This is a genomic window from Streptomyces sp. NPDC048417 (assembly GCF_040651615.1).
Taxonomy (GTDB): Bacteria; Actinomycetota; Actinomycetes; order Streptomycetales; family Streptomycetaceae; genus Streptomyces.
The window spans coordinates 133,196-158,105 of sequence record NZ_JBEZKI010000017.1 but is presented as its reverse complement, the minus strand read 5'-3'; the positions used below and the strand labels follow the sequence as shown (position 1 = coordinate 158,105).

The window sequence follows — 24,910 nt, the reverse complement described above, 5'->3', positions numbered from 1 at the left end:
GGCTCAGCCCAGCCGCTTCGTGAGGGTGTACTCCGTGATCCCCGGCGGATAGTCGGGGACCACGCACACCACCTGGTAGCCCTGCTTCCGGTAGAAGTCCGGCGCCTGGAAGTCCCAGGTCTCCAGGCGGACGGCGGCGCAGGCGCGGTCCTGCCGGGCGATGCGCTCCGCCTCGGACAGCAGCCGGCCGCCGAGCCCCGTGCCGCGACGGCGGGCGTCCACCCACAGGTAGGTGACGTGCAGCCAGGTCGCCCAGGTGTGCCCCACCAGGCCGCCCGCCAGTTCGCCCGAACCGTCGTCCACCGCCCAGACGTGCAGCGGAACTTGGCGTTCGTCGGGTGTCCCGCGCAGGGCCGCGAGGACCGGGGAGGCCGCAGTGTTGGTGTCCCGCAGCCGCGCGTGGAGCAGTTCCCGCCGTTCTTTGTCGACTTCCGTCTCAATACGAAACATGCGGCACACCATAAACGTGTCGGCCGGGCAGTTCTGCAAATTGCCTTCCGCTCCCGCCCCCCTTCCGTACCCTGAGGAGCAGCACCGGTGGGGGCCGGTGCTGATCAGGGGGCGAGACAAGTCGGGTACGACACCCGCGGTGGGGGTAGCAGTTCAGGCACGGCGGCGGCCGTGCGGTTCCGTCCTCCCACGGGTGTCGTGTCCGCATGATCCGTCGTTCTGAGCACCTTGGGGTATCCCCTGCTCGTGAAGAGCTTGGGGAAGGGGGTTTTGTGGTTCGCATCCGAGTTCTGGTCGTCGACGACCACCGTATCTTCGCCGAGTCGCTCGCCGCGGCTCTGGCCGCCGAGCCCGACGTCGACGTGTCCGCGGCCGGCAGCGGTCCGGCGGCACTGCGCTGCCTGGAGCGCGCGGTCGCCGAGGGCCGTCGCTACGACGTGCTGCTCGTCGACGCCGATCTGGGCGGCCAACTGCCCGGCGGCCGCCCGGCCGTACCGGTGCAGGAGGGCAACGAGGAGGGTCTGGTCGACGGGATATCCCTGGTCGCCGGGGTCCGCTCGGCCCATCCCGCCGTCCGTGTCGTCGTGCTCGCCGAGAAGGACGATCCCAGGCGCGCGGCCCTGGCCCTGCAGGCCGGCGCCTGCGGCTGGGTGGCCAAGGACTGCTCGCTGTCCCGGCTGCTGAACGTCATCCGGGGGGTGCTGCGCGACGAGACCCATCTGCCGGCCGCCCTGCTGACCGGGGTCCTGCGGGAGTTGACGGCCGCGCGCAAGCACCGCACCGAGAGCGAACGGCTCGTGGAGTCCCTCACGCCGAGGGAGCGGGAAGTGCTCCGGTGCATGGTGGCGGGCCTGGGGCGCAAGGCGGTCGCCGAGCGCCTGTTCCTGTCTCCGCACACCGTCCGCACCCATATGCAGAACGTGCTCGGCAAACTGGGCGTGCACTCCACGCTGGCCGCCGTCGCGCTCGCGCGCCGGGCCGGAGTGGGGCCGGCCGACCTGGGAGCTGCCGGCCGGATCCTGCCGGAGGAGAGCAGCAGTGCCTGATCGACGCCGGTGAGCCCCGCGTAGCCGGTGAGCCCCGCGTCTCCGGCGGGGTCCGCGTCTCCGGTGGGATCCGCCCCCGCGGGTCCCTCAGCCGGGGATGTTGTCGAACGGGGCGGTCAACTGGCGTAGCAGACTGGCGAGTTCGGCGCGCTGGGCGCGGGAGAGTTCGGCGAGGATCGCCCGTTCCTGGTCGAGGAGTCCGGCCAGGGCCTGGTCCGCGCGGTCCTGGCCCTCCTCGGTCAGACGCACCAGCACGCCTCGCCGGTCGCTCGGGTCCGGCAGCCGTTCCACCAGGCCCTTCTTGGTCAGCCGGTCGATCCGGTTGGTCATGGTCCCGGAAGTCACCAGGGTCTGGGTCAGCAGCTGCCCGGGGGAGAGCTGGTACGGCGTCCCCGCGCGCCGGAGCGCGGTCAGCACGTCGAACTCCCAGGGCTCCAGGCTGTGCTCCGCGAAGGCCAGCCGACGCGCCCGGTCCAGGTGCCGGGCCAGTCGGCTCACCCGGCTGAGCACCTCAAGCGGTTCCACGTCGAGGTCCGGGCGCTCCCGGCGCCACGCAGCCACCAGCCGATCGACCTCGTCCTCCATGGCGATCAGTGTAGTGGTTGTGTCGATGTGAAGTCTCTTGATGTCGAGCTTCTTGACATCGAGATATCGAGGCGGGGAAGGTGGAGCCCATGACGACTCCCGCCTGGGACCCTGCCCAGTACCTCCGGCACGCCGACCACCGCGCCCGCCCCTTCACCGACCTCCTCGCCCGGATCCCCGAACTCCCCGGCGAACCCCCGGCCGTCGCCGATCTCGGCTGCGGCCCCGGCAACATGACCGCCCTGCTCGCCGAACGCTGGCCCACCGCCCGCATCACCGGCTACGACAACTCGCCCGAGATGCTCGACAAGGCACTCGTGGAGTACGCGGGCCCCACGGCCGGCGGCGGCCGCCTGGACTTCTCCCACGCCGACGTCCGCACCTGGGCGCCCGAGCGGACGTACGACCTGATCGTCAGCAACGCCACGCTCCAGTGGGTGCCCGGGCACACCGAGCGGTTCGCCGACTGGATCGCCGCCCTCGCCCCCGGCGGCACCTTCGCCTTCCAGGTTCCCGGCAACTTCACCGCCCCCAGCCACCGGCTCATGCGCACCCTCGCCGAGTCCCCCCGCTGGCGGGGCCGCCTCGCCGAGGTCCTCCGCCACGAGGACGCCGTCCTCACCCCCGAGGCCTACCTGGAGCGGCTGACGGGGCTCGGCTGCACCACCGACGTCTGGGAGACGACGTACATCCATCTGCTGACCGGCGAGGACCCGGTCCTCGACTGGGTGAAGGGCACCGGACTGCGCCCGGTCCTCACCGCCCTCGCCGACGATCCCGGGGCCCGCGACGCCTTCCTCGCCGAGTACCGGGCCGCACTGCGCGAGGCCTATCCGGCCGGCCCGCACGGCACCCCGTTCCCGTTCCGGCGCGTCTTCGCCGTCGCCCACAAGGAGGCGAACTGATGCTCGCCGCCCTCGACCATGTGCAGCTCGCCGCCCCGCCCGGCTCCGAGGACCGGCTGCGGACGTTCTACGTGGACACCCTCGGCATGACCGAGATCCCCAAACCGCCCGTGCTCGCGGCGCGCGGCGGCTGCTGGTTCCGGGCCGGCGAGATCCATCTGCACGTGGGGATCGAGCAGGCCTTCCGGCCGGCCAGGCAGGCCCACCCGGGCCTGCTGGTGACGGGTATCGAGACGTACGCGGCCCGGCTCACCGCCCACGGCACTCCCGTCGCCTGGGACGGGGACCTCCCCGGCCACCGCCGCTTCTACTGCGAGGACCCCGTGGGCAACCGCCTGGAGTTCCTCGAACCGGTCCGCTGAGCCGCCGTTTGCCCCGGCCCGCCCACGGTTACCCGGCGGGACGACAGCCGACTACGAACCCGTCAGGGGTGATCGACGGTGGCACGAGAGCAGAAGGCCAAGGCCAAGAAGGAACAGCTCAAGGGCAAGGCCAAGGAGATCGGCGGGCGGGCGACGGGCGACCTTCCGCTGGAGATGGAAGGCCGCGCCGAGAAGGCCAAGGGCGACGCCCGCCAGGCCAAGGAGAAGACCAAGGACATCTTCAAGCACTGAAGACATCTTCAAGCAGTGAGGACATCTTCAAGCACTGAGGAGGTCCGCAAGGGTCCGGCGGGCGGTCTCAGGCCTTGCGGTGCCCTATCAGCCGCGGCTTCTGCTCCAGGCCGTCCAGGCCGTGCCAGGCCAGATTGACCAGGTGGGCGGCGACCTCCGCCTTCTTCGGGCGGCGCACGTCCAGCCACCACTGGCCGGTCAGCGCCACCATGCCCACCAGGGCCTGCGCGTACAGCGGCGCCAGCTTGGGGTCGAAGCCGCGCGACTTGAACTCGCGCCCGAGGATGTCCTCCACCTGGGTGGCGATGTCCGAGATGAGCGACGCGAAGGAACCCGTGGACTGCGGGATGGGGGAGTCCCGGACCAGGATCCGGAACCCGTCCGTGTACTCCTCGATGTAGTCGAGCAGGGCGAACGCGGCCTGCTCGCACAGCTCACGCGGATGCCCGGCGGTGAGGGAGCCGGTCACCATGTCCAGCAACCGGCGCATCTCACGGTCGACCACCACCGCGTACAGCCCCTCCTTGCCGCCGAAGTGCTCGTACACCACCGGCTTGGAGACCCCGGCCTTCGCCGCGATCTCCTCCACCGAGGTGCCCTCGAAACCCTTCGCGGCGAAGAGGGTGCGACCGATCTCCAACAGCTGCTGGCGACGCTCCGCCCCGGTCATACGGGTGCGACGTGCCCGCCGCGGCTTTTCGGGACTGGGGGTGCTGGAGTCGGTCGCCACGGCGTCAATCATGCCGCCTCGGCGGTCTCCGACCCTCGTCGGGAGCCGCCTTCCCCGGTGTTACGGCGCGAATCGATACGTGAGCGTGACGGCCACCGCACGTCGTACGCCCAGCCCAGCTGCTCGCACCAGCGGATGATCCGCGCCGACGAATCCAGCTGGCCGCGCTCCACCCCGTGCCGGGCCGAGGTCGGGTCGGCGTGGTGCAGGTTGTGCCAGGACTCGCCGCAGGACAGGACCGCCAGCCACCACACGTTGCCCGACCTGTCCCGCGACTTGAACGGCCGCTTGCCCACGGCGTGGCAGATCGAGTTGATCGACCAGGTCACATGGTGCAGCAGCGCCACCCGGACGAGTGAACCCCAGAAGAACGCGGTGAACGCACCCCACCAGGACATGGTCACCAGACCGCCGATCAGCGGCGGCAGTGCCAGCGAGAGCGCCGTCCAGTAGATGAACTGGCGGGAGATCGCCCGGATCGCCGGGTCCCTGACCAGGTCCGGCGCGTACTTGTCCTGCGGGGTCCGCTCCTCGTCGAACATCCAGGCGATGTGCGCCCACCACAGGCCCTTGAGCAACGCCGGCACGGTCTCCCCGTACCGCCACGGCGAATGCGGGTCGCCCTCCGCGTCGGAGAACTTGTGGTGCTTGCGGTGATCGGCCACCCAGCGCACCAGGGGCCCCTCCACCGCCATCGAGCCCGCGACCGCCAGTGCGATCCTGAGCGGCCGCTTCGCCTTGAACGAGCCATGGGTGAAATAACGGTGGTAACCGATCGTCACGCCATGGCAGCCCAGATAGTAGAAGAACACCATCAGGCCCAGGTCGAGCCAGCTCACGCCCCCCCACCCCCACGCCAGCGGCACCGCCACCAGTAGTGCGAGGAACGGGACGACGATGAACAGCAGCAGGGTGATCTGCTCGATCGAACCCTTCTTCTCGCCGCCCAGCGTGGCGGACGTAGCCAGAGCGTCGGCCGGCTTGTGGGCGTCGTCGATCACATCGGAACTAGACGAGGTCATGCGCGTCCCCTGGGGGGTCGAGGGTTGAGAGGGGTGCCGATCCGCGGCGACCGGACGGGACGACAAGGGTCCTTCCCTACGGTTCCGTAACCTACGGCATCGTAAGTATGGCAGCGAGGCGTCTCGCGGCAAGAGCCCCATAGCCTGCGCGTCCTCATGGACACCTATCCTTGGAGTCGGTCGGACAGCGCGGTCCGCTCTGTTTCCTTCCCGGATGTCCGGCCCGTATGCGGACAGGCCCCGCCTGCCGCCCGGCCGACGGACGGGTCCCCTCCAGACGAGCTTCAACACTGCAAGGAGCCGCACCTGTGAGCAGTGCCGACGACCAGACCACCACGACCAGCAGTGAGCTGCGCGCCGACATCCGCCGGCTGGGTGACCTTCTCGGCGAGACCCTCGTCCGGCAGGAGGGCCCCGAGCTGCTGGACCTCGTCGAGAAGGTCCGCCGCCTCACCCGCGAGGACGGCGAGGCCGCCGCCGAACTGCTGCGCGGCATCGAACTGGAGACCGCCGCCAAGCTGGTCCGTGCCTTCTCCACCTACTTCCACCTGGCCAACGTCACCGAGCAGGTCCACCGCGGCCGCGAACTGCGGGCCCGCCGCGCCGCCGAGGGCGGCCTCCTCGCCCGCACCGCCGACCGGCTCAAGGACGCCGACGCCGACCACCTGCGCGAGACCGTCCAGAACCTCAATGTCCGGCCGGTGTTCACGGCGCACCCCACCGAGGCCGCGCGCCGTTCGGTCCTGAACAAGCTCCGGCGTATCGCGGCGCTCCTTGACACCCCGGTCATCGAGTCGGACCGCCGCCGCACCGACATCCGCCTCGCCGAGAACATCGACCTGGTCTGGCAGACGGACGAACTCCGGGTGGTGCGCCCCGAGCCCGCCGACGAGGCCCGCAACGCCATCTACTACCTGGACGAGCTGCACGCCGACGCCGTCGGCGACGTCCTGGAGGACCTGACCGCCGAACTGGAGCGCGTCGGCGTCAGGCTCCCCGACGACACCCGCCCCCTGACCTTCGGCACCTGGATCGGCGGCGACCGCGACGGCAACCCCAACGTCACCCCGCAGGTCACCTGGGACGTCCTGATCCTCCAGCACGAGCACGGCATCAACGACGCCCTGGAGATGATCGACGAACTCCGCGGCTTCCTCTCCAACTCCATCCGCTACACGGGGGCGACGGAGGAACTGCTGGAGTCCCTGCGCGCCGATCTGGAGCTGCTGCCGGAGATCAGCCCCCGCTACAAGCGCCTCAACGCCGAGGAGCCCTACCGCCTCAAGGCCACCTGCATCCGGCAGAAGCTGGTCAACACCAAGCGGCGCCTGGCCACCGACACCCCGCACCAGCCCGGCCGTGACTACCTGGGCACCGCCGAGCTCCTGGCCGACCTGCGGTTGATCCAGGCCTCGCTGCGCGAGCACCGCGGCGGCCTGTTCGCCGACGGCCGCCTGGCCCGTACGATCCGCACCCTGGCCGCATTCGGCCTCCAGCTCGCCACCATGGACGTCCGCGAACACGCCGACGCCCACCACCACGCCCTCGGCCAGCTCTTCGACCGCCTCGGTGAGGAGTCCTGGCGCTACACCGACATGCCCCGTGAGTACCGCGCCAAGCTCCTGGCCAAGGAACTCAGGTCGCGCCGGCCGCTCGCGCCCACTCCTGCGCCGGTGGACGCGGCCGGGGAGAAGACCCTCGGGGTCTTCCAGACGGTGAAGAAGGCCCTGGAGGTGTTCGGGCCGGAGGTCGTCGAGTCGTACATCATCTCCATGTGCCAGGGCGCCGACGACGTCTTCGCCGCCGCGGTCCTGGCCCGCGAGGCCGGCCTGATGGACCTGCACGCCGGCTGGGCAAAGGTCGGCATCGTCCCCCTCCTGGAGACCACCGACGAGCTCAAGGCCGCCGACACCATCCTGGAGGACATGCTCTCCGACCCCTCCTACCGGCGCCTGGTCGCCCTGCGCGGAGACGTCCAGGAAGTCATGCTCGGCTACTCCGACTCCTCCAAGTTCGGCGGCATCACCACCAGCCAGTGGGAGATCCACCGCGCCCAGCGCCGCCTGCGCGACGTCGCCCACCGCTACGGGGTGCGCCTGCGCCTCTTCCACGGCCGCGGCGGCACCGTCGGCCGCGGCGGCGGCCCCTCCCACGACGCCATCCTCGCCCAGCCCTGGGGCACCCTCGAAGGCGAGATCAAGGTCACCGAACAGGGCGAGGTCATCTCCGACAAGTACCTCATCCCCTCCCTCGCCCGGGAGAACCTGGAACTGACCCTCGCGGCGACCCTGCAGGCCTCCGCCCTGCACACCGCCCCCCGCCAGTCCGGAGAAGCCCTGGCCCGCTGGGACGCGGCGATGGACGTCGTCTCCGACGCCGCCCACTCCGCCTACCGGCGCCTGGTCGAGGACCCCGACCTGCCCGCCTACTTCTTCGCCGCCACCCCCGTCGACCAGCTCGCCGACCTCCACCTGGGCTCCCGCCCCTCCCGCCGCCCCGACTCCGGCGCCGGCCTGGACGGCCTGCGCGCCATCCCCTGGGTGTTCGGCTGGACCCAGTCCCGGCAGATCGTCCCCGGCTGGTTCGGCGTCGGCTCCGGACTGAAGGCCCTGCGCGAGGCCGGCCTGCGGCACGAAGGGGACACCGTCCTCGCCGAGATGCACGAACAGTGGCACTTCTTCCGCAACTTCGTCTCCAACGTCGAGATGACCCTCGCCAAGACCGACCTGCGCATCGCCCAGCACTACGTCGACACCCTCGTCCCCGACGACCTCAAGCACGTCTTCGACACCATCCGCGCCGAACATGAACTGACCGTCACCGAGGTCCTGAAGATCACCGGCGAGAGCGAACTGCTCGACGCCACCCCCGTGCTCAAGCAGACCTTCGGCATCCGCGACGCCTACCTCGACCCCATCTCCTACCTCCAGGTCACCCTCCTCAAGCGCCAGCGCGACGCCGCCGCCACGGGCGCCGAACCCGACCCCCTCCTCGCCCGCGCCCTCCTCCTCACCGTCAACGGCGTGGCAGCCGGCCTGCGCAACACCGGCTGACCAACGCCACCGCACATGGCTGTGCCCCCGGGGTCGTACACCCGGGGGCACAGCCGTATGCGCTCACAGCCGTATGCGCTCACAGCCGTATGCGCTCACAGCCGTATGGGCTCACAGCCGTATGGGCTCACTGCAAGGCGAAGAAAGCCGCCGTCAGCAGCGCGATCCCCGAACCGCCCAGTGCCCAGGCCACCCGGGTCAGCCGCAGCCCTCCGGCCACCACCACCGCCGACAGCAGCAGCGCGCCGCCCAGCGGCACCCAGGCGAGCAGGATCCCGGCGGGGCCGGACCGGACCACGTCGTCGGTGCCGGGCTTCACGATCACGTCGTAGGTCTGCCCCTTGCGCACCGCCACCGACTTGTCGATGACCACACGTGAGCGCGCGGAGGCGCCGGCGGCGACCGGGGTGAACGGGCCCGTGCAGGTGTCCGCACCGCACGCGGTCACCTCGACCGTGCCCCGTTCCTTGCCCTTGGTCAGCATCACGTGCTGCGCAGTGCCCCAGGAGCCCCACACCCCGCCGACCAGGATCAGCACGGCGACCGCGCCCATCGACACGACCCGGCCCAACCGCAGAGCGGCGACCGGAGGCGTACGGGAGGAGGGGACCGAGGCAGCAGGCATGGCCGGGATCATTGGCCATGTCCCTACGGCCGGTCAACTGCGGTGGGGGACAAGTCAGGAGTTGTACGTGCTTTGCGCCCGCTCCAGTCCCTCGGCGACCAGCGCCTCCACGGAGTCGGCCGCCCGGTCCACGAGGTAGTCCAGTTCCTTGCGCTCGGCCGAGGAGAAGTCCTTCAGCACGAAGTCCGCGACCTGCATACGACCCGGCGGGCGCCCGATCCCGAACCGCACCCGGTGGTAGTCGGCGCCCATGGCCTTCGTCATCGACTTCAGCCCGTTGTGGCCGTTGTCGCCGCCGCCGAGCTTGAGCCGCAGGACGCCGTAGTCGATGTCGAGTTCGTCGTGGACGGCGACGATGTTCGCCACCGGCACCTTGTAGAAGTCGCGCAGCGCGTTCACCGGGCCGCCGGACAGGTTCATGAACGACATCGGCTTGGCCAGGATCACCCGCCGGCTACCCGGACCCGGCGCCCCGAGCCGCCCCTCCACGACCTGCGCCTGTGCCTTGCCGGCCCGCTTGAACTTCCCCCCGATCCGCCCGGCGAGCAGGTCCGCGACCATGAAACCGACGTTGTGCCGGTTCATCGCGTACTCCGGTCCGGGGTTGCCGAGGCCGACGATCAGCCAAGGGGCGTTGGCGGCTGCGGGGGTGGTCACGTCCATGTCTCCTTGATACGCGCCAGCCGCCGCTCCCGGGAGGAAGCAGCGGCTGACGAACGATGAAACGAAGGTGAGGATCAGGCCTCGGCGACTTCCTCGGCCGCCTCGCCCTCTTCGCCCTCGGCGGACTCCTCGGCCTGCGCGGCCAGGACCTGCAGGACGACCGCGTCGCCGTCGACGGCCAGCGTGGTGCCGGACGGCAGGGTGATGTCCTTGGCCAGGATGGAGGCACCGGCCTCCAGGCCCTCGACGGAGACGGTGACGGACTCGGGGATGTGGGTGGCCTCGGCCTCGACCGGCAGCGCGTTCAGCACGTGCTCCAGCAGGTTGCCGCCCGGGGCCAGCTCGCCCTCGGTGTGCACCGGGATCTCGACGTTGACCTTCTCGCCGCGCTTGACCAGCAGCAGGTCGACGTGCTCCAGGAAGCCCTTGATCGGGTCGCGGACCACGGACTTCGGGATCGCCAGCTCGTTGGACTTGCCGTCGATGTCCAGGGAGATCAGGACGTTCGGGGTACGCAGCGCGAGCAGCAGCTCGTGGCCGGGGAGGGTCAGGTGGATCGGGTCCGAACCGTGGCCGTACAGGACACCGGGGACCTTGCTGTCGCGGCGGATACGGCGGGCGGCGCCCTTGCCGAACTCGGTGCGCGACTCGGCGGCGATCTTCACCTCGGACATGGTGATCACTCCTCGTAGAAGTAGAACGGACGTGGTCACCCGGCCACGAACGGCCTGCTACGAAGAGCGCGTCGATAACGGACCGCCGACACCTGTACAGAACAGGTACGGCCTCCCTCGCCGAGCAACTTGTGCAGTCTACTCGGCGGGGGAGGCCGTACCAAAAGGATCTTCAGCGCAGGCGATGCAGGCCGTGCACCTTGTGCAGAAACCTCACTGCACGGTGCTTACAAGTCGCCGCTCACTGCTCGTCGAAGAGGCTCGTCACCGAACCGTCCTCGAACACCTCGCGCACCGCGCTCGCGATCGTCGGCGCGATCGACAGCACCGTGATCTTGTCCAGGTCCCGGCCCAGCTCGCCCGGCGTGGGCAGCGTGTTCGTCAGCACGAACTCGCTCACCCGCGAGTTCTTCAGCCGGTCCGCCGCCGGACCCGAGAGCACGCCGTGCGTCGCCGTCACGATCACGTCCTCGGCGCCGTGCGCGAACAGGGCGTCCGCCGCCGCGCAGATCGTGCCGCCGGTGTCGATCATGTCGTCGACCAGGACACAGACCCGGCCCTTGACCTCGCCCACGACCTCGTGGACGGTCACCTGGTTCGCCACGTCCTTGTCACGGCGCTTGTGCACGATGGCCAGCGGCGCACCGAGCCGGTCGCACCAGCGGTCGGCGACCCGCACCCGGCCGGCGTCCGGGGACACGATCGTCAGCTTGTCCCTGTCCACCTTCCCGCCCACGTAGTCCGCGAGCAGCGGGAGCGCGAACAGGTGATCCACCGGACCGTCGAAGAATCCCTGGATCTGGTCCGTGTGCAGGTCCACCGTCAGGATCCGGTCCGCTCCCGCCGTCTTCATCAGATCGGCGATGAGCCGCGCCGAAATCGGTTCACGGCCCCGGTGCTTCTTGTCCTGCCGCGCGTAACCGTAGAACGGCACGATCACCGTGATGGAGCGCGCCGACGCTCGCTTCAGCGCGTCGATCATGATCAGCTGCTCCATGATCCACTGGTTGATCGGAGCCGTGTGGCTCTGGATCACGAAGCAGTCGGCACCGCGCGCCGACTCCTGGTAGCGGACGTAGATCTCGCCGTTCGCGAAGTCGAAGGCCTTGGTCGGTACTACCCCGACACCCAGCTGGTGGGCGACCTCCTCGGCAAGCTCGGGGTGGGCGCGGCCGGAGAAGAACATCATCTTCTTCTTGCCGGTCGTCTTGATCCCGGTCACAGCACTGTCTCCTCAGAGGTGTCTCAGCCGTACAGCTGGATGTCCAGCGACCTCCGCGCCGGGCGCATGAGGCCGAAACAGCTGGTTAGGTGCGGGTGTGCACTTATCACGGTACGACGTCTTCGGCGCACCTGTTTCCGGTCAGTCCTCGCTCGCGCCCTGCCGGGAAGCCGCCTCGGCGGCCTTCGCCGCCGAGCTCCCCGGACGCTTCCGGGCCACCCAGCCCTCGATATTCCGCTGCTGACCGCGGGCCACGGCCAGCGAACCGGGCGGTACGTCCTTCGTGATCACAGACCCGGCAGCGGTGTATGCACCGTCCCCGACCGTGACAGGCGCCACAAACATGTTGTCCGAACCCGTCTTGCAGTGCGACCCGACGGTGGTGTGGTGCTTGTTCTCACCGTCGTAGTTCACGAAAACGCTCGCCGCACCGATGTTCGAGTACTCGCCGATCGTCGCGTCGCCGACGTAGGAGAGGTGCGGGACCTTGCTCCCCTCCCCGATCTTGGCGTTCTTGGTCTCCACATAGGTGCCGATCTTCCCCTTGGCACCCAGCCGCGTCCCCGCCCGCAGATAGGCATACGGTCCCACGGTCGCGTTCGGACCGACATGGGCGGAATCGGCCACCGTGTTGTCCACCCGCGCCCCGGCGCCGACCCGGGTGTCCTTCAGCCGGCAGTTCGGCCCGACCTCGGCGCCCTCGCCGAGGTGCGTGGAGCCCTGCAGCTGCGTCCCCGGGTGGACGACGGCGTCCCGCTCGAAGGTGACCGTCACGTCGACCCAGGTGGTCGCCGGGTCCACGACCGTGACGCCGTCCAGCATCGCCCGCTCCAACAGCCGGTCGTTGAGGATCCGGCGGGCCTCCGCCAGCTGCACCCGGTTGTTGATCCCGGCGATCTCGCGGTGGTCGGCGGCGACCGACGCACCGACCCGGTGACCGGCCTCGCGCAGGATCCCCAGCACGTCCGTCAGGTACTCCTCGCCCTGGCTGTTGTCCGTGCGCACCTTCCCCAGCGCGTCCGCGAGCAGTTGCCCGTCGAACGCGAACACACCCGAGTTGATCTCCCGGATCGCCCGCTGCGCGTCGGAGGCGTCCTTGTGCTCCACGATGGCCGTCACGGCGCCGGACGCGTCGTCGCGCACGATACGGCCGTAACCGGTCGCGTCCGGGACCTCGGCGGTCAGCACGGTCACGGCGTTGCCGTCGGCGTGGTGGGTCCCGGCGAGCCGGGCGAGGGTCTCGCCGGTGAGCAGCGGGGTGTCCCCGCAGACGACCACGACGGTCCCGTCGACCGTGCCGCCCAGCTCCTCCAGCGCCATCCGCACGGCGTGCCCGGTGCCGTTCTGCTGCTCCTGCACGGCCGTACGGACGGTGGGGTCGACCGCAGCGAGATGCGTGCCGACCTGCTCGCGCGCGTGCCCGACGACGACGACCAGGTTCTCGGGGTCCAACTCACGGGAGGCGGCGAGCACATGACCCACCAGGGAACGGCCACAGATGTCGTGCATGACCTTGGGTGTGGCCGACTTCATACGGGTGCCCTCACCCGCTGCGAGAACGACGACGGCTGCCGGGCGAATGGCGCTCACGGAGTTGCCCTTCGGCTTTTTGGATGGGTGGGGGTGACATCCGCAGGATACCGGGGCGTTTCGTGGGGGACATGAGAGCGGGCCCTGACGGGACTGTCAGCGGTCAGGGCCGGAAAGAGTGCGGCTCCCCCGCCAGGACTCGAACCCGGACAGATGGCACCAAAAGCCACAGTGCTGCCAATTACACCACGGGGGAATATATCGACGAAACCGGACATTCAGTCAGGTCGTCGAGCGGCGCTTCCTACTATGCCGTACCAGGCGCCTTCCATGCGACGATACAAGTCGGCGCTCTTGAGTACATAGATGGTCAGGCAGCCTCGATATGCTTCCGAGGTGTTCTTGCGGCTCGTCCTCGGGTTGTGCTTCTTGATGGTGGGCCTCTGGAATTCGGAAGGCTTCACGCCCGCCAGATCTGCCCAGAACTCCTCGACGGCCGACACATTGGCCGACTCGTGGATGCTCACCCGGAAGCGCAGGCGCTCTCGCTCCACGCCGAGCATGCTGAGCCAGCGTAGGTAGAAGCTGATCACGTTCGGGTCGCTGTTGATGAACTGCAGTCTCTCGCGACGGTTGTACGACTTGTCCTTGGCGCCCTCTGCCCAATAGAGGGCCACGCCCGTCAGGAAGACTTCACGGTCGGACAGCTCGCCGACGGCCTGTTCGGCGGTCGCCTTGGTGTGTCGGCGTTCGTTCTCGCGGCGTTGCAGGGTTGCCTCCTGGCCTTGCCTGGCGATCGCCGAGGACTCCTCGGGTGTGCGCCTCCGCTCCGGCCTCGGCAGGTCCCGTACCCACAACGAGATCGAACTCTTCGAGCACCCCAGCTCCACCTGGATCCGGTCGTACGTCCAGCCCTGGAGCCGTAGCTCTCGCGCCTTGTCCCGCAAGTCGTCCTTCGCGTTCGGTCGCTTCGTCCATTCCGGGGGCGGCTCGCCCTCCAGGAGGCGGTTGAGGATGTCGTTGTTGTCCACGTGCAGCCGGTCGCGGATCTGGCGTCGGCTGAGTCCGGCCCGCCGCAGTGCCACCGCTTGCTCCCGGAGCCCCTCGAAGTCCTGATATTTGGTGTGTGGATGTGCCATAGGCATACCGTCCGGGTGGAATGATCGATTCCGACGCCGAACGAGCGTGGTTCAGCAGTTCGAGGGATACCGGTGGGTTTCGGTGTTGTTCGGTTACTGAGGGTGGTGTAGGCCAGTAGACGAAACTCACCGGAAAAGCCCACCCTCGCGCCCGTAGGCTGGACGCATGACCACGACGGGGGCAGACCGCACGACGGCCTTGGCAGGGCCGTGGTGGTGGTCGCGGTGGCGTAGTGCGGCGTTGGACGGTGGTCTGGCGCTGGTGTCGGCGCTGGAGTGCGGCGCCGAGGGGATCCCGTTCGCACGGGATGCGGGGGTTCCGGTGTCGGCCGGGATCGTGTTCGGTTTGCTGGCCGGTTCGGTGCTGTTGCTGCGCAGGAAATGGCCGATCGCCGTCGTACTCGTGTCGATCGCGATCACGCCGGCCCAGATGGGCTTCCTGATGGGCATCGTCGGCCTCTACACCCTCGCCGCGGCCGAGGTACCGCGGCGGATCATCGTGGCGCTGTCGGGGATGACGCTGCTGGGCACGTTGATCGTGACGTTCGTACGGGTGCGGCAGAGCATGGCACGGGGGGATCTGACGCTCGGGGACTGGTTCGTGCCGTTCGCGGCGCTGGCGACCTCGCTCGGCCTGACCGCCCCTCCGGTGCTGCTGGGCCTCTACGTGGGCGCGCGGCGGCGGCTGATGGAGAGCCTGCGGGAGCGCGCGGACAGCCTGGAGCGGGAGCTTCAGTTGCTCGCGGAGCGCGCGGAGGAGCGTGCGGAGTGGGCGCGGGGCGAGGAACGGACGCGGATCGCGCGGGAGATGCACGACGTCGTCGCGCACCGGGTGAGCCTGATGGTGGTGCACGCGGCGGCGTTGCAGGCGGTGGCGCGGAAGGACCCGGAGAAGGCGGTGAAGAACGCGGCGCTGGTGGGCGACATGGGGCGCCAGGCGCTGACGGAGCTGCGGGAGATGCTGGGGGTGCTGCGCTCCGGGGACGGCGACCGGCGTCGTACGGCGTCGGCGTCCGCGGCCCTGCCGTTGGCCGCGGTGGGGGTGGCCGCTGCGGTGGCGGCTTCGCGGGTGGCCGAGGAGGAGGGGCCGTATCTGTCGGAGCTGGAGGAGCTGATCGGGCAGTCGGCGGCGGCCGGGATGGTGGTCGATCTGTCGGTGGAGGGGGACGCGCGGTCGTACGCGGTCGAGGTGGAGCAGACGGCGTACCGGGTGGTGCAGGAGGCCCTGACGAACGTCCACAAGCACGCGGCGGGCGCCAAGACCCATGTCCGGCTGGCGCATCGGGTGGCGGAGATCGCGATGCAGGTGGAGAACGAGCCACCGCCGGAACCGGCGTCGGCGGCCTCGGCGGGCCTGCCGTCCGGTGGCAACGGTCTGGTAGGCATGCGCGAGCGGGTGCTGGGGCTCGGCGGGGTGTTCGTGTCGGGACCGACGGACGCGGGGGGTTTCCGGGTGTCGGCGGTGATTCCGGCGGCGTGAGCGGTGGTGGGTGGGCGAGGGGTTGTTGTGGGTGGGTGAGGGTTGCTGTGCGGGGGCGCGTGAGCGGTTTTGGTGGGTGGGTGCCGGTGAGGCGTGGGTAGGTGCCGATCAGGCGTGGGTGGGTGCCGGTCAGGCGTGGGTGGTGAGGCGTTGGGGTTCGACGCCCGCGATGAGGGTGGTGAGGCCGTGGTCGATGTCGGGGCCTACGTACCAGTCGCCGGTGTGGTCGAGGGTGTAGACGCGGCCCTCGGTGTCGATGGCGAGGAGCGAGTGGGTCTCGGTCTCCTCGCCCAGCGGGCAGACCTCGGTGTCCAGGGCGCGGCCGAGGTCGCCGAGGGTACGGGCGAGGTGCAGGCCGTGCAGGGGGTCCAGGTGGAGGGTGGCGGGGGCGATCTGGCGGCCGGGCCCGGTGGGGTTGATGTGCAGGCCGCCGAATTCGGCCCAGGCTTCTACGGCGGCGGGGAAGACGGTGTGCCGGTGTCCGGCGGGTGAGGTGTGCTCGCGGAGGGCGTCGGCCCAGACCTCGGCCTGCTTTATGTCCCAGCGTCCGGGTTGCCAGCCGGCGGCGCGCAGGGCTGCGTCGACGGGCACGGAGAAGCGGGTGGAGGAGGTGTGGTCGGGGTGCATCTGCCCTTAGTTCGTGTGCGGGTGCGGGTGCGGGTGCGGTGTGTTGCGTGGGGGGTAGGGGGGCGCCGCGTGGGTGGGGGTGTGCGTCAGTCGTCGGTGGCGGTGGGGTCGACGATGCGGACGCCGAAGTGGGCGGTGAGGGCGGCGCAGGCCCGGCAGGGGGCGGCGAAGCTGCCGTGCAGGGGGTCGCCGTCCTCGCGTATGCGACGGGCGGTGAGCTTGGCCTGCTTGAGGGCTTTGCGGGCTTCGCCGTTGGTCATGGGTTTGCGGGTGGCTCGTTTGCTGCGGGCGCTGTCGGCGGAGGCGATGTGCCGTGAGATGAGGATGGCCTCCGCGCAGCGGCCGGTGAAACGGTCGCGTTGTCCGCTGGGCAGGGTGTCGAGGAACTCCTGGACCAGCGGATGCAGTGGGGGCGGCTGATCGCCGCGGGCCGCGGTGCCGGTGAGGGTGGCGCCGCGGACGGAGAGGGCGGCGGCGACGGTGGGCAGGATGCCGTCGCGGCGGTGCCGGAGGGCGGGCGCGGGAGGTATTTCGGTGCTGCTCCAGCCGATGCGGGGGTCGCCGTTGGTGGCGCTGTGACTCGCGCCGGGCATGGCGGTGTGCGGTCCCGTCTGTGCGATGTTCATGATCGTCTTCCCCTCCCGGGCATCCCCCGAAAGTCACAGACTGCCAAATCCCGTGGCGGGTGCGGAAGCTGGGGCGGTGCGACACGCCCGGGTTTGGGCAGGCTGTCACGGCAGGGTGACGGCTGGTCACGGAAGCGGAGGCCCGGTGACCGGGGTTCGCGTACCGCATAGGCTGTCGGCACCGCGATGGGCGCGGTCGACGCGTCTGGGACGTGGGAGAGACAGCCGGATACGGGCCGTGGCGCGCTTTGGGGTGCGGTTTCGGTTCGTACAGAGTGCCGCAGGGGGCAACCGTCATGACGACAGGTCGGCTCGGGCTGGGGGCACCGCCCAGCCGCCAGGCCGGGGGACAAGCCGTGCCGCCGAACTCGGCCTACGCCGGGCAGGTCGTGCATTTCCCGGATCCGGTCCGGGCGGCACGTCACCCGAGAGGGGTACGTGTCGACGAGCACGGCTACCCCGATTTCTCGCCCTACGCGCGCGCGGCGGCGGAGATCGCGGACCCGCCGGAGGGCTTCGGCGTCGACGAGTTGCGGCTGACGGACTATGTGTCGGCGAACGCCGTGCTGTCCGCCTCGGGCCACGAGCTGTGGGACACGGTGCCGGCGGTGGCGACGCCGCACGGCTGGACGTGGCATCACGCGCCCGGGTCCCGGCGGCTGGAGCTGGTCCCGGTCGAGGTGAAGGCGTTGCTGCGGCATCACGGTGGGGTGGCGACGGCCCGGGTGGACCAGGGCAAGCGGGGCACCCGTCCGTTGCAGGAGACGCGCCCGGCCCATGTGGGGCTGCCCAAGTCGGGCGTGGCGGTGTCGGAGTCGCAGGTGCAGGGCGTCGAGGAGGACCTCGGCTACCGGTTGCCGGGTGCGTACCGCTCCTTCCTGAAGGCGGCGGGCGGGTGCGCGCCGGTGGGTACGGCACTGGACGCCGAACTCGGCCTCCTCCTCGACCAGCCGTTCTTCACGGTCCGCGACGAGGCGGCGGTCAACGACCTCGTGTACGTCAACAAATGCCTGCGCGACCACCTGACCAAGGACTACCTGGGCGTGTGCTTCGTGCAGGGCGGTCTGCTGGCGGTGAAGGTGAAGGGCGACCGGCTCGGCTCGGTGTGGTTCTGCGCGTACGACGACGTGCGCGACGTGGATCCGTCGTGGTCGCCGGCCGAGCGGGTGGAGCGCCTGCTGCTGCCCTGCGGTGAGGACTTCGATGTGTTCCTGTCCCGGCTGGCGGGTTCCCCGCCGGAGCTGGAGACGGTGGCGAACCTGATGGTGGACGGCGGCTTCGCCCGTGCCGTCTCTGTTGGCTCGGGGGAGTGAGTTTCGGCATGGTGACGTTCGCGCAGGCGCAGGAGCGCGCGGAGGAGTGGATCAACGGCGACGTGCCGGCGTACCAGCACCGCGAGGTGCGGGTACGGGAGTTCGGCCTCGGGTTCGTGGTGTGGGGCGAGGACCGTGCGGAGGGCCCGCGTTCGGACGCGGGCGGGCAGCGGCTGGTCATCGCCCGGGACAGCGGCGACGCGACACTGTGGCCGGCGCTGCCGGTGGGCGAGGTGATCCGCCGGTACGAGGAGGAGTACGGCCGTGAGGCGGAGGTCGCCGACGCGGTACCGGCGCCCGCGGCACGGGTCGACCTGAACCAGACCTCGTTCCTGTTGAGCCCGCCGGAGTGGCTCCAGGAAGCGGCGGACAAGCTGGGTATTCCGGATCGGCGATCGGGGGGTGACGGGGCGTCGGCCGAGGAGGTGGCCGGGGGGTCCGGGGTGGGTTCGGGTGCGGGGACTGGTGTGGGCTCAGGTGTGGGCTCAGGTGTAGGGGCCGGGGCGGGCTCAGGAATGGGTTCCGGTGTGGGGGTCGGTGCGGGCTCCGGCGTGGGGTCGGGGATGGGTTCCGGTGGGCTTGCGGAGACGCAGGCGGGGGTGCCGGCAGGCGCCGGTGGGGTTGGTGGGGTTGGTGGCGGGGCTGGTCCGGCAGGGGGTAGTGGGGCTTCCTGGCCGGTGGCCGGGAGCGGTGCGGGTGGCGCGAGTGGCGCCGGAGTGGGTGCGGGCGCGGGGGCGGCTGCCGGGGCGCAGGGTGCGCCTGGTGCGCCTGGTGCGCCCGGGGTGCCCAACGTGCCTGCCGGTGCGACTCCTTGGGCGGGCACCGACACGAACGCCGATGCCGGTGAGGACCGTTCCGTGCCGTTGCCCGCGACGGTGTTCGCGCCGCCGCTGAGCGACTCCGGCGACGGTGCGCTGGGTGACGCCGAGACGGCGCTGATGACGGGGGGCAGCCAACTGCCGCGCACGGCGGTGTCTCCGGCGCTCGACGACGCGAGCGCGCCGGGTGTGCAGGGCGCGCACGGCGTGCAGGGTGCATCGGGGGCGCCCGGAGCTGCTGGTGCGCCGAGGGTGCCGGGTGCACCCGGGGCGCACGGTGCGGCCGCCGCGCCCGGCGCGCCGCAGGACAGCACGCCTCCGCCGCCTCCGCCGGGCGTCCCGACGTACGGCTACCCGCAGGGGCCGGCGGCGGCTCCGGCTCCGCCCGCGCCGGGCGCGTCGGCCCCTGCGCCGGCGCCCGCGGCTCCGCCCGCGCCTTCTTACGGCTATCCGCAGGGCCCCGCCGCCCCGAGCTACGGCTACCCGCAGGCGCCGGCCGGTGCTCCGAGCGCGCCCCGGCCTCCGGCGGGTCCGGCCGCGCCGAGCCGCCCGCTGGCACCGAACGCCAGTGACATAGCGGACGCGGCGACGAGCCGGGCCGCACCTCCGCCGCGCAAGGCGCGTGGTGCGGCCGGTGCGCCGCCTCCGCCCCCGGGCGCCCCGGGAACCCCGGGCGCACGCCCAGGGGGCACGTCTCAGCCGCCCGCGCCGGGTGTGCCGGCGGGCGGGTATGCGCCGACCCAGATGGTGTCGGCGTTGGGTCCCGAGGGGCCTGAGGGGCCGGCGCAGGCGCAGGGCGCGCAGACTCCGCCGGGCGCCCCCAACCCGCCCGGTGCGCCGGGCGCTCCGGGTGGCGCGCCCCCCGGCGACGTCCATCGGTCGGCCACGATGCTGGCCGACTCGAGCGGGATGGGAGGGGGCGCACCTCAGCCCCCACGAGCCCCGGGCATGCCGAATCCGCCCGGCGCTCCTGGAGCACCGGGCGCCCCGGGTGTACCCCCGGCGCCCGGCGCACCGCCGCCGTTGCACGCCCCGGGTGCACCTTTCGCCCCAGGCGCACCGCAAGCTCCGGGCGCCCCCGGCGTGCCTCCCGCGCCCGGTGCCCAGGGCTCCGCCGGTGGTGCGCGTGAGGCGGTCCACCACGCGGAGACCGTGTTGGCCGCGCCGCCGGTGGGCGCCCCGGGCGCACCGCTGCCCCCGCCCGCCCCCGGCGTACCCGCGGCCCCGGGCGCCCCCGGTATGCCGCCGGGCGCCCCGCAGATGCCGCCGCCGATGCCGGCCGGTGCGATGCCGCCGCCCGGGCAGCCCGTGCCGGGGCAGCAGCCGTCGGCGTACGGCTACCCGCAGCAGGGTCAGCCGACCGTGGGCCCCGGCTACCAGGCGGTGCTGCGCTACCGCGCGCAGGACGGTTCGGAGCAGCAGCTGATCCGGCGTTCGGCGCCGGGGACGCCGCACCCGGAGTGGCAGATCTACCACGAGCTGCGGGCGATGAACGTGCCGCCGGGCCAGGTGCTGGAGCTGCACACGGAGCTGGAGCCGTGCGAGCTGCCGGGTGCCTACTGCGCGCGGATGATCCGGGAGCAGTGGCCGCAGGCGCGGCTCGCGAGCATCGCGCCGTACGGGACGGATCACGCGAGCCGGCAGCAGGGGATGCGGCAGTTGCTGGCGCACCAGGGCGAGTTGCACCAGGTGGCGGCGGGTCCCGCGCGGCCCGCGCCGGTGCGGGCGCCGTTGCCGCAGGTCCAGGCGGCGCCGCCGATCCCGCCCGAGGCGATCGCGCAGGAGCTGGGTGCGGCGTTCGGGCCGGGCGTGTTCCGGTTCGAGCAGGCGGCGGTGTCGCGGCAGGGTGTGCCGCCGATCGTGGCGCACACGCTGGTCGCGGCGGGACTGCCGCTGGACATGGGGCCGTTCTTCTGGGCGCAGGCCCAGCCGGGCCGTCCGGTGCCGACGCTGGCGGAGCTGGCGCAGGAGCGCGGGGTGCAGCCGGCGCCGGACGCGGGGTCGTACCTCGTGATGGGCACCGACTTCGGCAAGGCGATCTGTGTGCAGTACGGCACCGCCAACATCGTGGCCGTGCCTGTGGAGGCGGGGCCGGGCGGGGCGTCCGTGCCGCCGCAGTTCGTCAACACCGGGCTGCCGGAGTTCGCGCGCTGCCTGGCGCTGCTGGGCCGGATGTGGCGGCTCAGGTTCGGCCTGAACCAGGAGCAGGCGGGTCGCTGGACCGTCGACTTCCAGGCACAGTTGGCCTCGCTGGACCCGGCGGCGCTCGGTTCGCCGGAGAGCTGGTGGTCGGTGCTGCTGGAGCAGATGTGGGACGGACTGCTGTAGCGCGGCGGTAGGAACGGCCGGTGGGGGCCGGCCCGGTCGGGTGACCGGGCCGGCCCCCACGCGCGTGTGCACGCCTTGGCCCGGGACCGGGTCGGTCGGCGGCGCGCTGAGCCGGTACCGCGACCGCGGGGCGCGCGGCAGTGCGTTTCACGCCCCTGGTGCTCTCGGGTGCTCTCGCGGGCCTCGATACGACGCACGACGCTACGGCCGTGACATGTCTGCGGAGTGTCGCGTTATGAACACTTACGCCCTATCCATCAAGATGTGCGCGAAATCATCATTTCGTGCGGGTCCGGCGGAGAGGGGTTCCAGGGTGAGCAGCGCATCGATGTCGCCGTACGAGTTCGTGACCGTCCGGGGGCGTGGTTACCGCCCCGAGCAGGTCGACACGTTCCTGGTGGCGCTCTCGCAGGACAGGGACGCCGCGTGGGAGCGTGCCGCGCGGCTCACCGTGCTCGCCAAGGACATGGAGGCGGAGGCCGTGCGGATGCGTGCCGTCGTCGAGCAGCTCCCGCCCCAGACCTACGAGACGCTCGGGGACCGCGCGCAGCGGGTGTTCCGGCTTGTGGTGGACGAGGCGTCGGCCGTCCGTGACAACGCTCGGCGCGCTCTGACCGACGGGGTTGTGCAGGCGCAGACGTGCGCCGAGAACGAGCGCTGTGCGGCGCAGGAGGAGGCGGACGCGCTCCGCGCGGACACCGAGGAGCGCGCCCGCCAGCTGCTTCTCGCCGCGCGCGCCGAGGCCGACGAGATCCGCATCGGCGCCCGGCTGGAGGTGAAGGAGGCGCGCGGTGAGGCCCTCGCGGCGTTGCGCGAGGTGCGGCAGCGCACCACCGGGATGCTCGCCGAGCAGGCCCGGGAGCACGCCGAGCGCTGGGCCGAGGCGGAGCGCGAGGAGGTCGCGCGCGCCGCCGCGGTCGACGCGGACACCGCCGACCGCATCGCCCGCGCGGAGGCCGCCCTGTCCGAGGCGAAGCGTGCCCTGGGCGAGGCGGAGGAGTGGGAGCACCGTTCCCAGGAGGCGGCGCGGGTGCGTGCCGACGAGATTCTCGCGGAGGCGCGGGTCCGGGAGGAGCGCATCGCTCGGGATACCGAGCGGGTGCTGCGCGAGCACGGGGAGACCTGGGACGACGTACAGGCGCACATGGACCACATGCGCGACAGCCTCATGTCCCTGACGGGGCGTGCGACGGCCGAATAGCGCCCCGCCCCCGCCCTCTCACGCCCCCAACCCAACCCACCGCACCCGCTCAAGCCCCCCGGCGCCCGGCCCCCGCGAGGATCCAGCCCTCCACCGCCTCGTACTGCCGACGCTGTTCCGCCGCCCCGCGCCGGCCGGAGGCGACCGTGCCCAGCCATCCCAGGAGGAAGCCGGCCGGGATGGAGACGATGCCGGTGGTGGTGAAGGGGAACCAGTTGAAGTCGGCGTGCGGGAAGGCGGAACCCGGCGAACCGGAGACCAGGTTCGTGCCCGGCATCAGGAGGAGCACGGTGAGGGTGCCGCCGAGGAGGGTGCACATCAGGCCGGTGCGGGTGTAGCGGCGCCAGAAGAGGCCGTAGACCAGGGCGGGTGCGAGGGCGGAGGCGCCCAGGCAGAAGGAGAGGGTGGCCAGGGGCTGGAGGCTGTGGTGCTGGACCAGGGTCGCCAGCAGGATCGTGGGGACTCCTATGGCGACCGCGCAGACGCGGGCGAGTTTCATCTCCCGCCGGGCCGGTGTCTCCTGGGCGCGGGTCGCGAGGACGTCGTGGGCGAGGGAGTTGGCGCAGGCGAGGATCATGCCGGCGACGGAGGCGAGCAGGGTGAGGAAGATCGCCGTGGTGACGGTGGTGAAGAGCAGGGTTCCCGCCGTCGACACGTCGGTTCCGAACGCCGCTCGGGAGCCCAGCAGATAGGCGGTGTTGCCCTGCGGGTCGGCGGCGGCGATGGCGGTACGGCCGACCAGGGCGGTGGCGCCGAAGCCGACGACGCTGATGATCAGGACGAACAGGGCGACGCCCGACACGGCCCAGGACATCGAGCGGCGGACCTGGCGGGCGCCGGCGGCGGTGTACATGCGCATGGTGATGTGCGGCAGGCAGGCGCCGCCGAGGACGATGGTCAGTTCCGAACTGATCATGTCCAGCCGGGGGTCGGGTCCGGCGGCGAACTGGAGTCCGGAGTGCAGGTAGGCGGTTCCGGCGCCGCTGCCCCGGGCGGCCGCGGCGAGCAGCGCGCCGGGGTCCCAGTCGAAACGGTGCAGGATCAGCAGGGCGACCACCGTGCCGGAACCGAGCAGCATCACGATCTTCAGGATCTGGATGAGGGCGGTGCCCTTCATGCCGCCGATGGCCGCGTAACTGATCATCAGCGCGCCGAGGCCGATGACGCAGCCGGTCTGCACGGACTCGTCGGAGAAGCCGAGGATGAACGCCATCAGCTGGCCGGCGCCGGCGAGTTGGACCAGCATCAGCGGCAGCAGGGCGGCGATGGTCACCGCGCAGGCCGTGATCCGTACGCACCGGCCGGGCATCCGGCGGGCCAGCGCGTCGCCCATGGTGAACCGGCCCGCGTTGCGCAGCGGTTCGGCCAGCAGGAACATCAGCAGCATCAGCGACAGTGCCGTGCTGAGGGCGAGGACGACGCCGTCGTAGCCGCACAGGGCGATCACGCCGCCGGTGCCGAGGACGGTGGCCGCGGAGATGTAGTCGCCGGCGATGGCCAGGCCGTTGCGCAGCGGGGAGAGGGAGCCGTAGCCGGTGTAGAAGGCGTCGAGGTCGTCGCGGTCCGGGCCGGTCAGCACGCACAGCAGGAGGGTGAGCGTGGCGACGGCGGTGAAGGCGACCAGGGACATGGACTGTGCGGAGTCGCTGAAGCCGGTCACCGTACGGCTCCTCGCCTGGCGTCCAGTTCGGCCGTTCTGCGGATGCGGTCGGCGAGCGGGTCGACGTGGCGGCGCGCGGTGTGCTCGTACAGGGCGATCGCCAGCCAGGTGACGGGCAGTTGGAGGAGGGCGAGGAGCAGGCCGGCGGGTACGCCGTCGGTGACCGTGCTCGTCATCACGCGCGGGGCGAACGCGGACAGCACGAGGAACAGGGTGAAGTAGCCGAGCGCGGTGAGGGTCGCGGTGCGCCGCTGCAGGCGGTAGGCGGCGCGCAGCACCCGCAGGTCGCTGTGGTGGCCGACCGGCTCCCGGTGCGGCACATGACGGGGCGCCGGCGGCTCCGGCGGCAGCGGCTGCCAGGGGTAGGTGAGGTACGACGGATCGCGCGGGGAAGGGTCCTGGGACATCCCGGTGCTCCTTGCGTGGCTCGGGTCCGTGGCGGCGGACCGCAGGGAGAGGAGGGAGCGGGGTCACGCACCCTACTCGCAAGTAGCCGAGGCTCGCGGTCTTTTCCGCCAACTGGTCGACCGGTATGCGCTTACTGGGCGAGAGCGCGTCTGACCTCGGGTGTTACCCGCGTTAACCGAGGGATCGGAGTT

The 24,910-nt window shown here is 71.3% G+C and carries 23 protein-coding genes and 1 tRNA gene; 9 read left to right on the top strand and 15 right to left on the bottom strand.

The window, feature by feature from the left end:
* Positions 1–3 precede the first annotated feature (3 nt).
* On the bottom strand, positions 4–450 hold the full coding sequence (locus tag AB0D59_RS26655; RefSeq protein ID WP_362570110.1) for a GNAT family N-acetyltransferase: 447 nt from the start codon (positions 448–450) through the stop codon (positions 4–6).
* Between the two features lie 272 nt (positions 451–722).
* On the opposite strand from AB0D59_RS26655, the gene AB0D59_RS26650 reads away from it, so the two are divergent.
* Complete coding sequence (locus tag AB0D59_RS26650) at positions 723–1,496, top strand: response regulator transcription factor (RefSeq protein WP_362570108.1); 774 nt, start codon at positions 723–725, stop codon at positions 1,494–1,496.
* 87 nt (positions 1,497–1,583) lie between these two features.
* Here the strand turns inward: AB0D59_RS26650 and AB0D59_RS26645 are convergent, their stop codons facing one another.
* Positions 1,584–2,081, bottom strand: coding sequence for a MarR family transcriptional regulator (locus AB0D59_RS26645; protein ID WP_362570105.1), 498 nt, complete (start codon positions 2,079–2,081; stop codon positions 1,584–1,586).
* Positions 2,082–2,170: 89 nt separating this feature from the next.
* Here AB0D59_RS26645 and AB0D59_RS26640 point away from each other — a divergent pair, with 89 nt between their 5' ends.
* From AB0D59_RS26640 to AB0D59_RS26630, 3 genes are all read left to right on the top strand, one after another.
* On the top strand, positions 2,171–2,986 hold the full coding sequence (locus AB0D59_RS26640; RefSeq protein ID WP_362570102.1) for a trans-aconitate 2-methyltransferase: 816 nt from the start codon (positions 2,171–2,173) through the stop codon (positions 2,984–2,986).
* Entirely contained in the window at positions 2,986–3,348 is a 363-nt protein-coding gene (locus AB0D59_RS26635; protein ID WP_362570099.1) for a VOC family protein, read from the top strand. The genes AB0D59_RS26640 and AB0D59_RS26635 overlap by 1 nt, the downstream gene beginning before the upstream one ends.
* A gap of 78 nt (positions 3,349–3,426) precedes the next feature.
* The gene (locus AB0D59_RS26630; protein WP_362570096.1) at positions 3,427–3,600 is read left to right on the top strand and encodes a CsbD family protein; all 174 of its coding nucleotides are present in this window, start codon (positions 3,427–3,429) and stop codon (positions 3,598–3,600) included.
* Between the two features lie 67 nt (positions 3,601–3,667).
* Here AB0D59_RS26630 and AB0D59_RS26625 read toward each other — a convergent pair whose 3' ends face one another.
* Both AB0D59_RS26625 and AB0D59_RS26620 read right to left on the bottom strand, forming a co-directional pair.
* Positions 3,668–4,342: a TetR/AcrR family transcriptional regulator gene (locus AB0D59_RS26625; RefSeq protein WP_351706674.1), complete on the bottom strand. Its 675-nt coding sequence runs from the start codon at positions 4,340–4,342 to the stop codon at positions 3,668–3,670.
* Positions 4,339–5,352, bottom strand: coding sequence for a fatty acid desaturase (locus AB0D59_RS26620; protein WP_362570093.1), 1,014 nt, complete (start codon positions 5,350–5,352; stop codon positions 4,339–4,341). The genes AB0D59_RS26625 and AB0D59_RS26620 overlap by 4 nt, the downstream gene beginning before the upstream one ends.
* Positions 5,353–5,660: 308 nt before the next feature.
* Here AB0D59_RS26620 and ppc point away from each other — a divergent pair, with 308 nt between their 5' ends.
* Entirely contained in the window at positions 5,661–8,405 is a 2,745-nt protein-coding gene (gene ppc / locus AB0D59_RS26615) for a phosphoenolpyruvate carboxylase (protein ID WP_362570090.1), read from the top strand.
* A gap of 127 nt (positions 8,406–8,532) precedes the next feature.
* On the opposite strand, the gene AB0D59_RS26610 is transcribed toward ppc, so the two are convergent.
* The 7 genes from AB0D59_RS26610 to AB0D59_RS26580 form a co-directional block, all read right to left on the bottom strand.
* Positions 8,533–9,042, bottom strand: coding sequence for a hypothetical protein (locus AB0D59_RS26610; protein ID WP_362570087.1), 510 nt, complete (start codon positions 9,040–9,042; stop codon positions 8,533–8,535).
* A gap of 42 nt (positions 9,043–9,084) precedes the next feature.
* Entirely contained in the window at positions 9,085–9,693 is a 609-nt protein-coding gene (pth, locus tag AB0D59_RS26605) for an aminoacyl-tRNA hydrolase (protein ID WP_362570085.1), read from the bottom strand.
* Between the two features lie 74 nt (positions 9,694–9,767).
* On the bottom strand, positions 9,768–10,367 hold the full coding sequence (locus AB0D59_RS26600; protein WP_351706660.1) for a 50S ribosomal protein L25/general stress protein Ctc: 600 nt from the start codon (positions 10,365–10,367) through the stop codon (positions 9,768–9,770).
* Positions 10,368–10,608: 241 nt separating this feature from the next.
* Positions 10,609–11,589: a ribose-phosphate diphosphokinase gene (locus AB0D59_RS26595; RefSeq protein WP_362570082.1), complete on the bottom strand. Its 981-nt coding sequence runs from the start codon at positions 11,587–11,589 to the stop codon at positions 10,609–10,611.
* Between the two features lie 141 nt (positions 11,590–11,730).
* Positions 11,731–13,179 (bottom strand): bifunctional UDP-N-acetylglucosamine diphosphorylase/glucosamine-1-phosphate N-acetyltransferase GlmU, encoded by a 1,449-nt coding sequence (glmU, locus tag AB0D59_RS26590; RefSeq protein ID WP_362570080.1) that lies wholly within the window; start codon positions 13,177–13,179, stop codon positions 11,731–11,733.
* A gap of 124 nt (positions 13,180–13,303) precedes the next feature.
* A tRNA-Gln gene (locus tag AB0D59_RS26585) sits at positions 13,304–13,375 on the bottom strand.
* 22 nt (positions 13,376–13,397) lie between these two features.
* Positions 13,398–14,258: a hypothetical protein gene (locus AB0D59_RS26580; RefSeq protein WP_362570077.1), complete on the bottom strand. Its 861-nt coding sequence runs from the start codon at positions 14,256–14,258 to the stop codon at positions 13,398–13,400.
* Between the two features lie 166 nt (positions 14,259–14,424).
* On the opposite strand from AB0D59_RS26580, the gene AB0D59_RS26575 reads away from it, so the two are divergent.
* Positions 14,425–15,738 carry a histidine kinase gene (locus tag AB0D59_RS26575; protein ID WP_362570074.1) on the top strand — a complete coding sequence of 438 codons (1,314 nt, stop codon included), beginning with the start codon at positions 14,425–14,427 and terminating at the stop codon, positions 15,736–15,738.
* Positions 15,739–15,867: 129 nt separating this feature from the next.
* Here AB0D59_RS26575 and AB0D59_RS26570 read toward each other — a convergent pair whose 3' ends face one another.
* Positions 15,868–16,365: an SUKH-3 domain-containing protein gene (locus tag AB0D59_RS26570; protein WP_362570071.1), complete on the bottom strand. Its 498-nt coding sequence runs from the start codon at positions 16,363–16,365 to the stop codon at positions 15,868–15,870.
* 86 nt (positions 16,366–16,451) lie between these two features.
* Positions 16,452–16,991, bottom strand: a complete 540-nt coding sequence (locus tag AB0D59_RS26565; protein ID WP_362570068.1) for a YwqJ-related putative deaminase — start codon at positions 16,989–16,991, stop codon at positions 16,452–16,454.
* Between the two features lie 296 nt (positions 16,992–17,287).
* On the opposite strand from AB0D59_RS26565, the gene AB0D59_RS26560 reads away from it, so the two are divergent.
* The 3 genes from AB0D59_RS26560 to AB0D59_RS26550 all read left to right on the top strand — a co-directional run bounded on the left by AB0D59_RS26560 (position 17,288) and on the right by AB0D59_RS26550 (position 22,651).
* Entirely contained in the window at positions 17,288–18,304 is a 1,017-nt protein-coding gene (locus AB0D59_RS26560; RefSeq protein WP_362570066.1) for an SMI1/KNR4 family protein, read from the top strand.
* A gap of 8 nt (positions 18,305–18,312) precedes the next feature.
* Positions 18,313–21,450 carry an SUKH-4 family immunity protein gene (locus AB0D59_RS26555; protein WP_362570063.1) on the top strand — a complete coding sequence of 1,046 codons (3,138 nt, stop codon included), beginning with the start codon at positions 18,313–18,315 and terminating at the stop codon, positions 21,448–21,450.
* Positions 21,451–21,778: 328 nt separating this feature from the next.
* Positions 21,779–22,651, top strand: coding sequence for a cellulose-binding protein (locus AB0D59_RS26550; protein ID WP_362570338.1), 873 nt, complete (start codon positions 21,779–21,781; stop codon positions 22,649–22,651).
* Between the two features lie 49 nt (positions 22,652–22,700).
* Here AB0D59_RS26550 and AB0D59_RS26545 read toward each other — a convergent pair whose 3' ends face one another.
* Positions 22,701–24,311, bottom strand: a complete 1,611-nt coding sequence (locus tag AB0D59_RS26545) for a cation acetate symporter (RefSeq protein ID WP_362570061.1) — start codon at positions 24,309–24,311, stop codon at positions 22,701–22,703.
* Positions 24,308–24,718: a DUF485 domain-containing protein gene (locus AB0D59_RS26540; RefSeq protein ID WP_362570058.1), complete on the bottom strand. Its 411-nt coding sequence runs from the start codon at positions 24,716–24,718 to the stop codon at positions 24,308–24,310. The genes AB0D59_RS26545 and AB0D59_RS26540 overlap by 4 nt, the downstream gene beginning before the upstream one ends.
* Between the last annotated feature and the right edge of the window lie 192 nt (positions 24,719–24,910).

Coding starts and splice junctions, on each gene's coding strand:
- AB0D59_RS26580 (WP_362570077.1), bottom strand. CDS start 14,258: ATGGCACATCCACACACCAAATATCAGGACTTCGAGGGGCTCCGGGAG.
- AB0D59_RS26550 (WP_362570338.1), top strand. CDS start 21,779: ATGTCGCCGTACGAGTTCGTGACCGTCCGGGGGCGTGGTTACCGCCCC.
- AB0D59_RS26610 (WP_362570087.1), bottom strand. CDS start 9,042: ATGATCCCGGCCATGCCTGCTGCCTCGGTCCCCTCCTCCCGTACGCCT.
- AB0D59_RS26600 (WP_351706660.1), bottom strand. CDS start 10,367: ATGTCCGAGGTGAAGATCGCCGCCGAGTCGCGCACCGAGTTCGGCAAG.
- AB0D59_RS26570 (WP_362570071.1), bottom strand. CDS start 16,365: ATGCACCCCGACCACACCTCCTCCACCCGCTTCTCCGTGCCCGTCGAC.
- AB0D59_RS26635 (WP_362570099.1), top strand. CDS start 2,986: ATGCTCGCCGCCCTCGACCATGTGCAGCTCGCCGCCCCGCCCGGCTCC.
- AB0D59_RS26640 (WP_362570102.1), top strand. CDS start 2,171: ATGACGACTCCCGCCTGGGACCCTGCCCAGTACCTCCGGCACGCCGAC.
- AB0D59_RS26655 (WP_362570110.1), bottom strand. CDS start 450: ATGTTTCGTATTGAGACGGAAGTCGACAAAGAACGGCGGGAACTGCTC.
- AB0D59_RS26645 (WP_362570105.1), bottom strand. CDS start 2,081: ATGGAGGACGAGGTCGATCGGCTGGTGGCTGCGTGGCGCCGGGAGCGC.
- AB0D59_RS26540 (WP_362570058.1), bottom strand. CDS start 24,718: ATGTCCCAGGACCCTTCCCCGCGCGATCCGTCGTACCTCACCTACCCC.
- AB0D59_RS26620 (WP_362570093.1), bottom strand. CDS start 5,352: ATGACCTCGTCTAGTTCCGATGTGATCGACGACGCCCACAAGCCGGCC.
- AB0D59_RS26565 (WP_362570068.1), bottom strand. CDS start 16,991: ATGAACATCGCACAGACGGGACCGCACACCGCCATGCCCGGCGCGAGT.
- AB0D59_RS26560 (WP_362570066.1), top strand. CDS start 17,288: ATGACGACAGGTCGGCTCGGGCTGGGGGCACCGCCCAGCCGCCAGGCC.
- AB0D59_RS26625 (WP_351706674.1), bottom strand. CDS start 4,342: ATGATTGACGCCGTGGCGACCGACTCCAGCACCCCCAGTCCCGAAAAG.
- AB0D59_RS26555 (WP_362570063.1), top strand. CDS start 18,313: ATGGTGACGTTCGCGCAGGCGCAGGAGCGCGCGGAGGAGTGGATCAAC.
- pth (WP_362570085.1), bottom strand. CDS start 9,693: ATGGACGTGACCACCCCCGCAGCCGCCAACGCCCCTTGGCTGATCGTC.
- AB0D59_RS26575 (WP_362570074.1), top strand. CDS start 14,425: ATGACCACGACGGGGGCAGACCGCACGACGGCCTTGGCAGGGCCGTGG.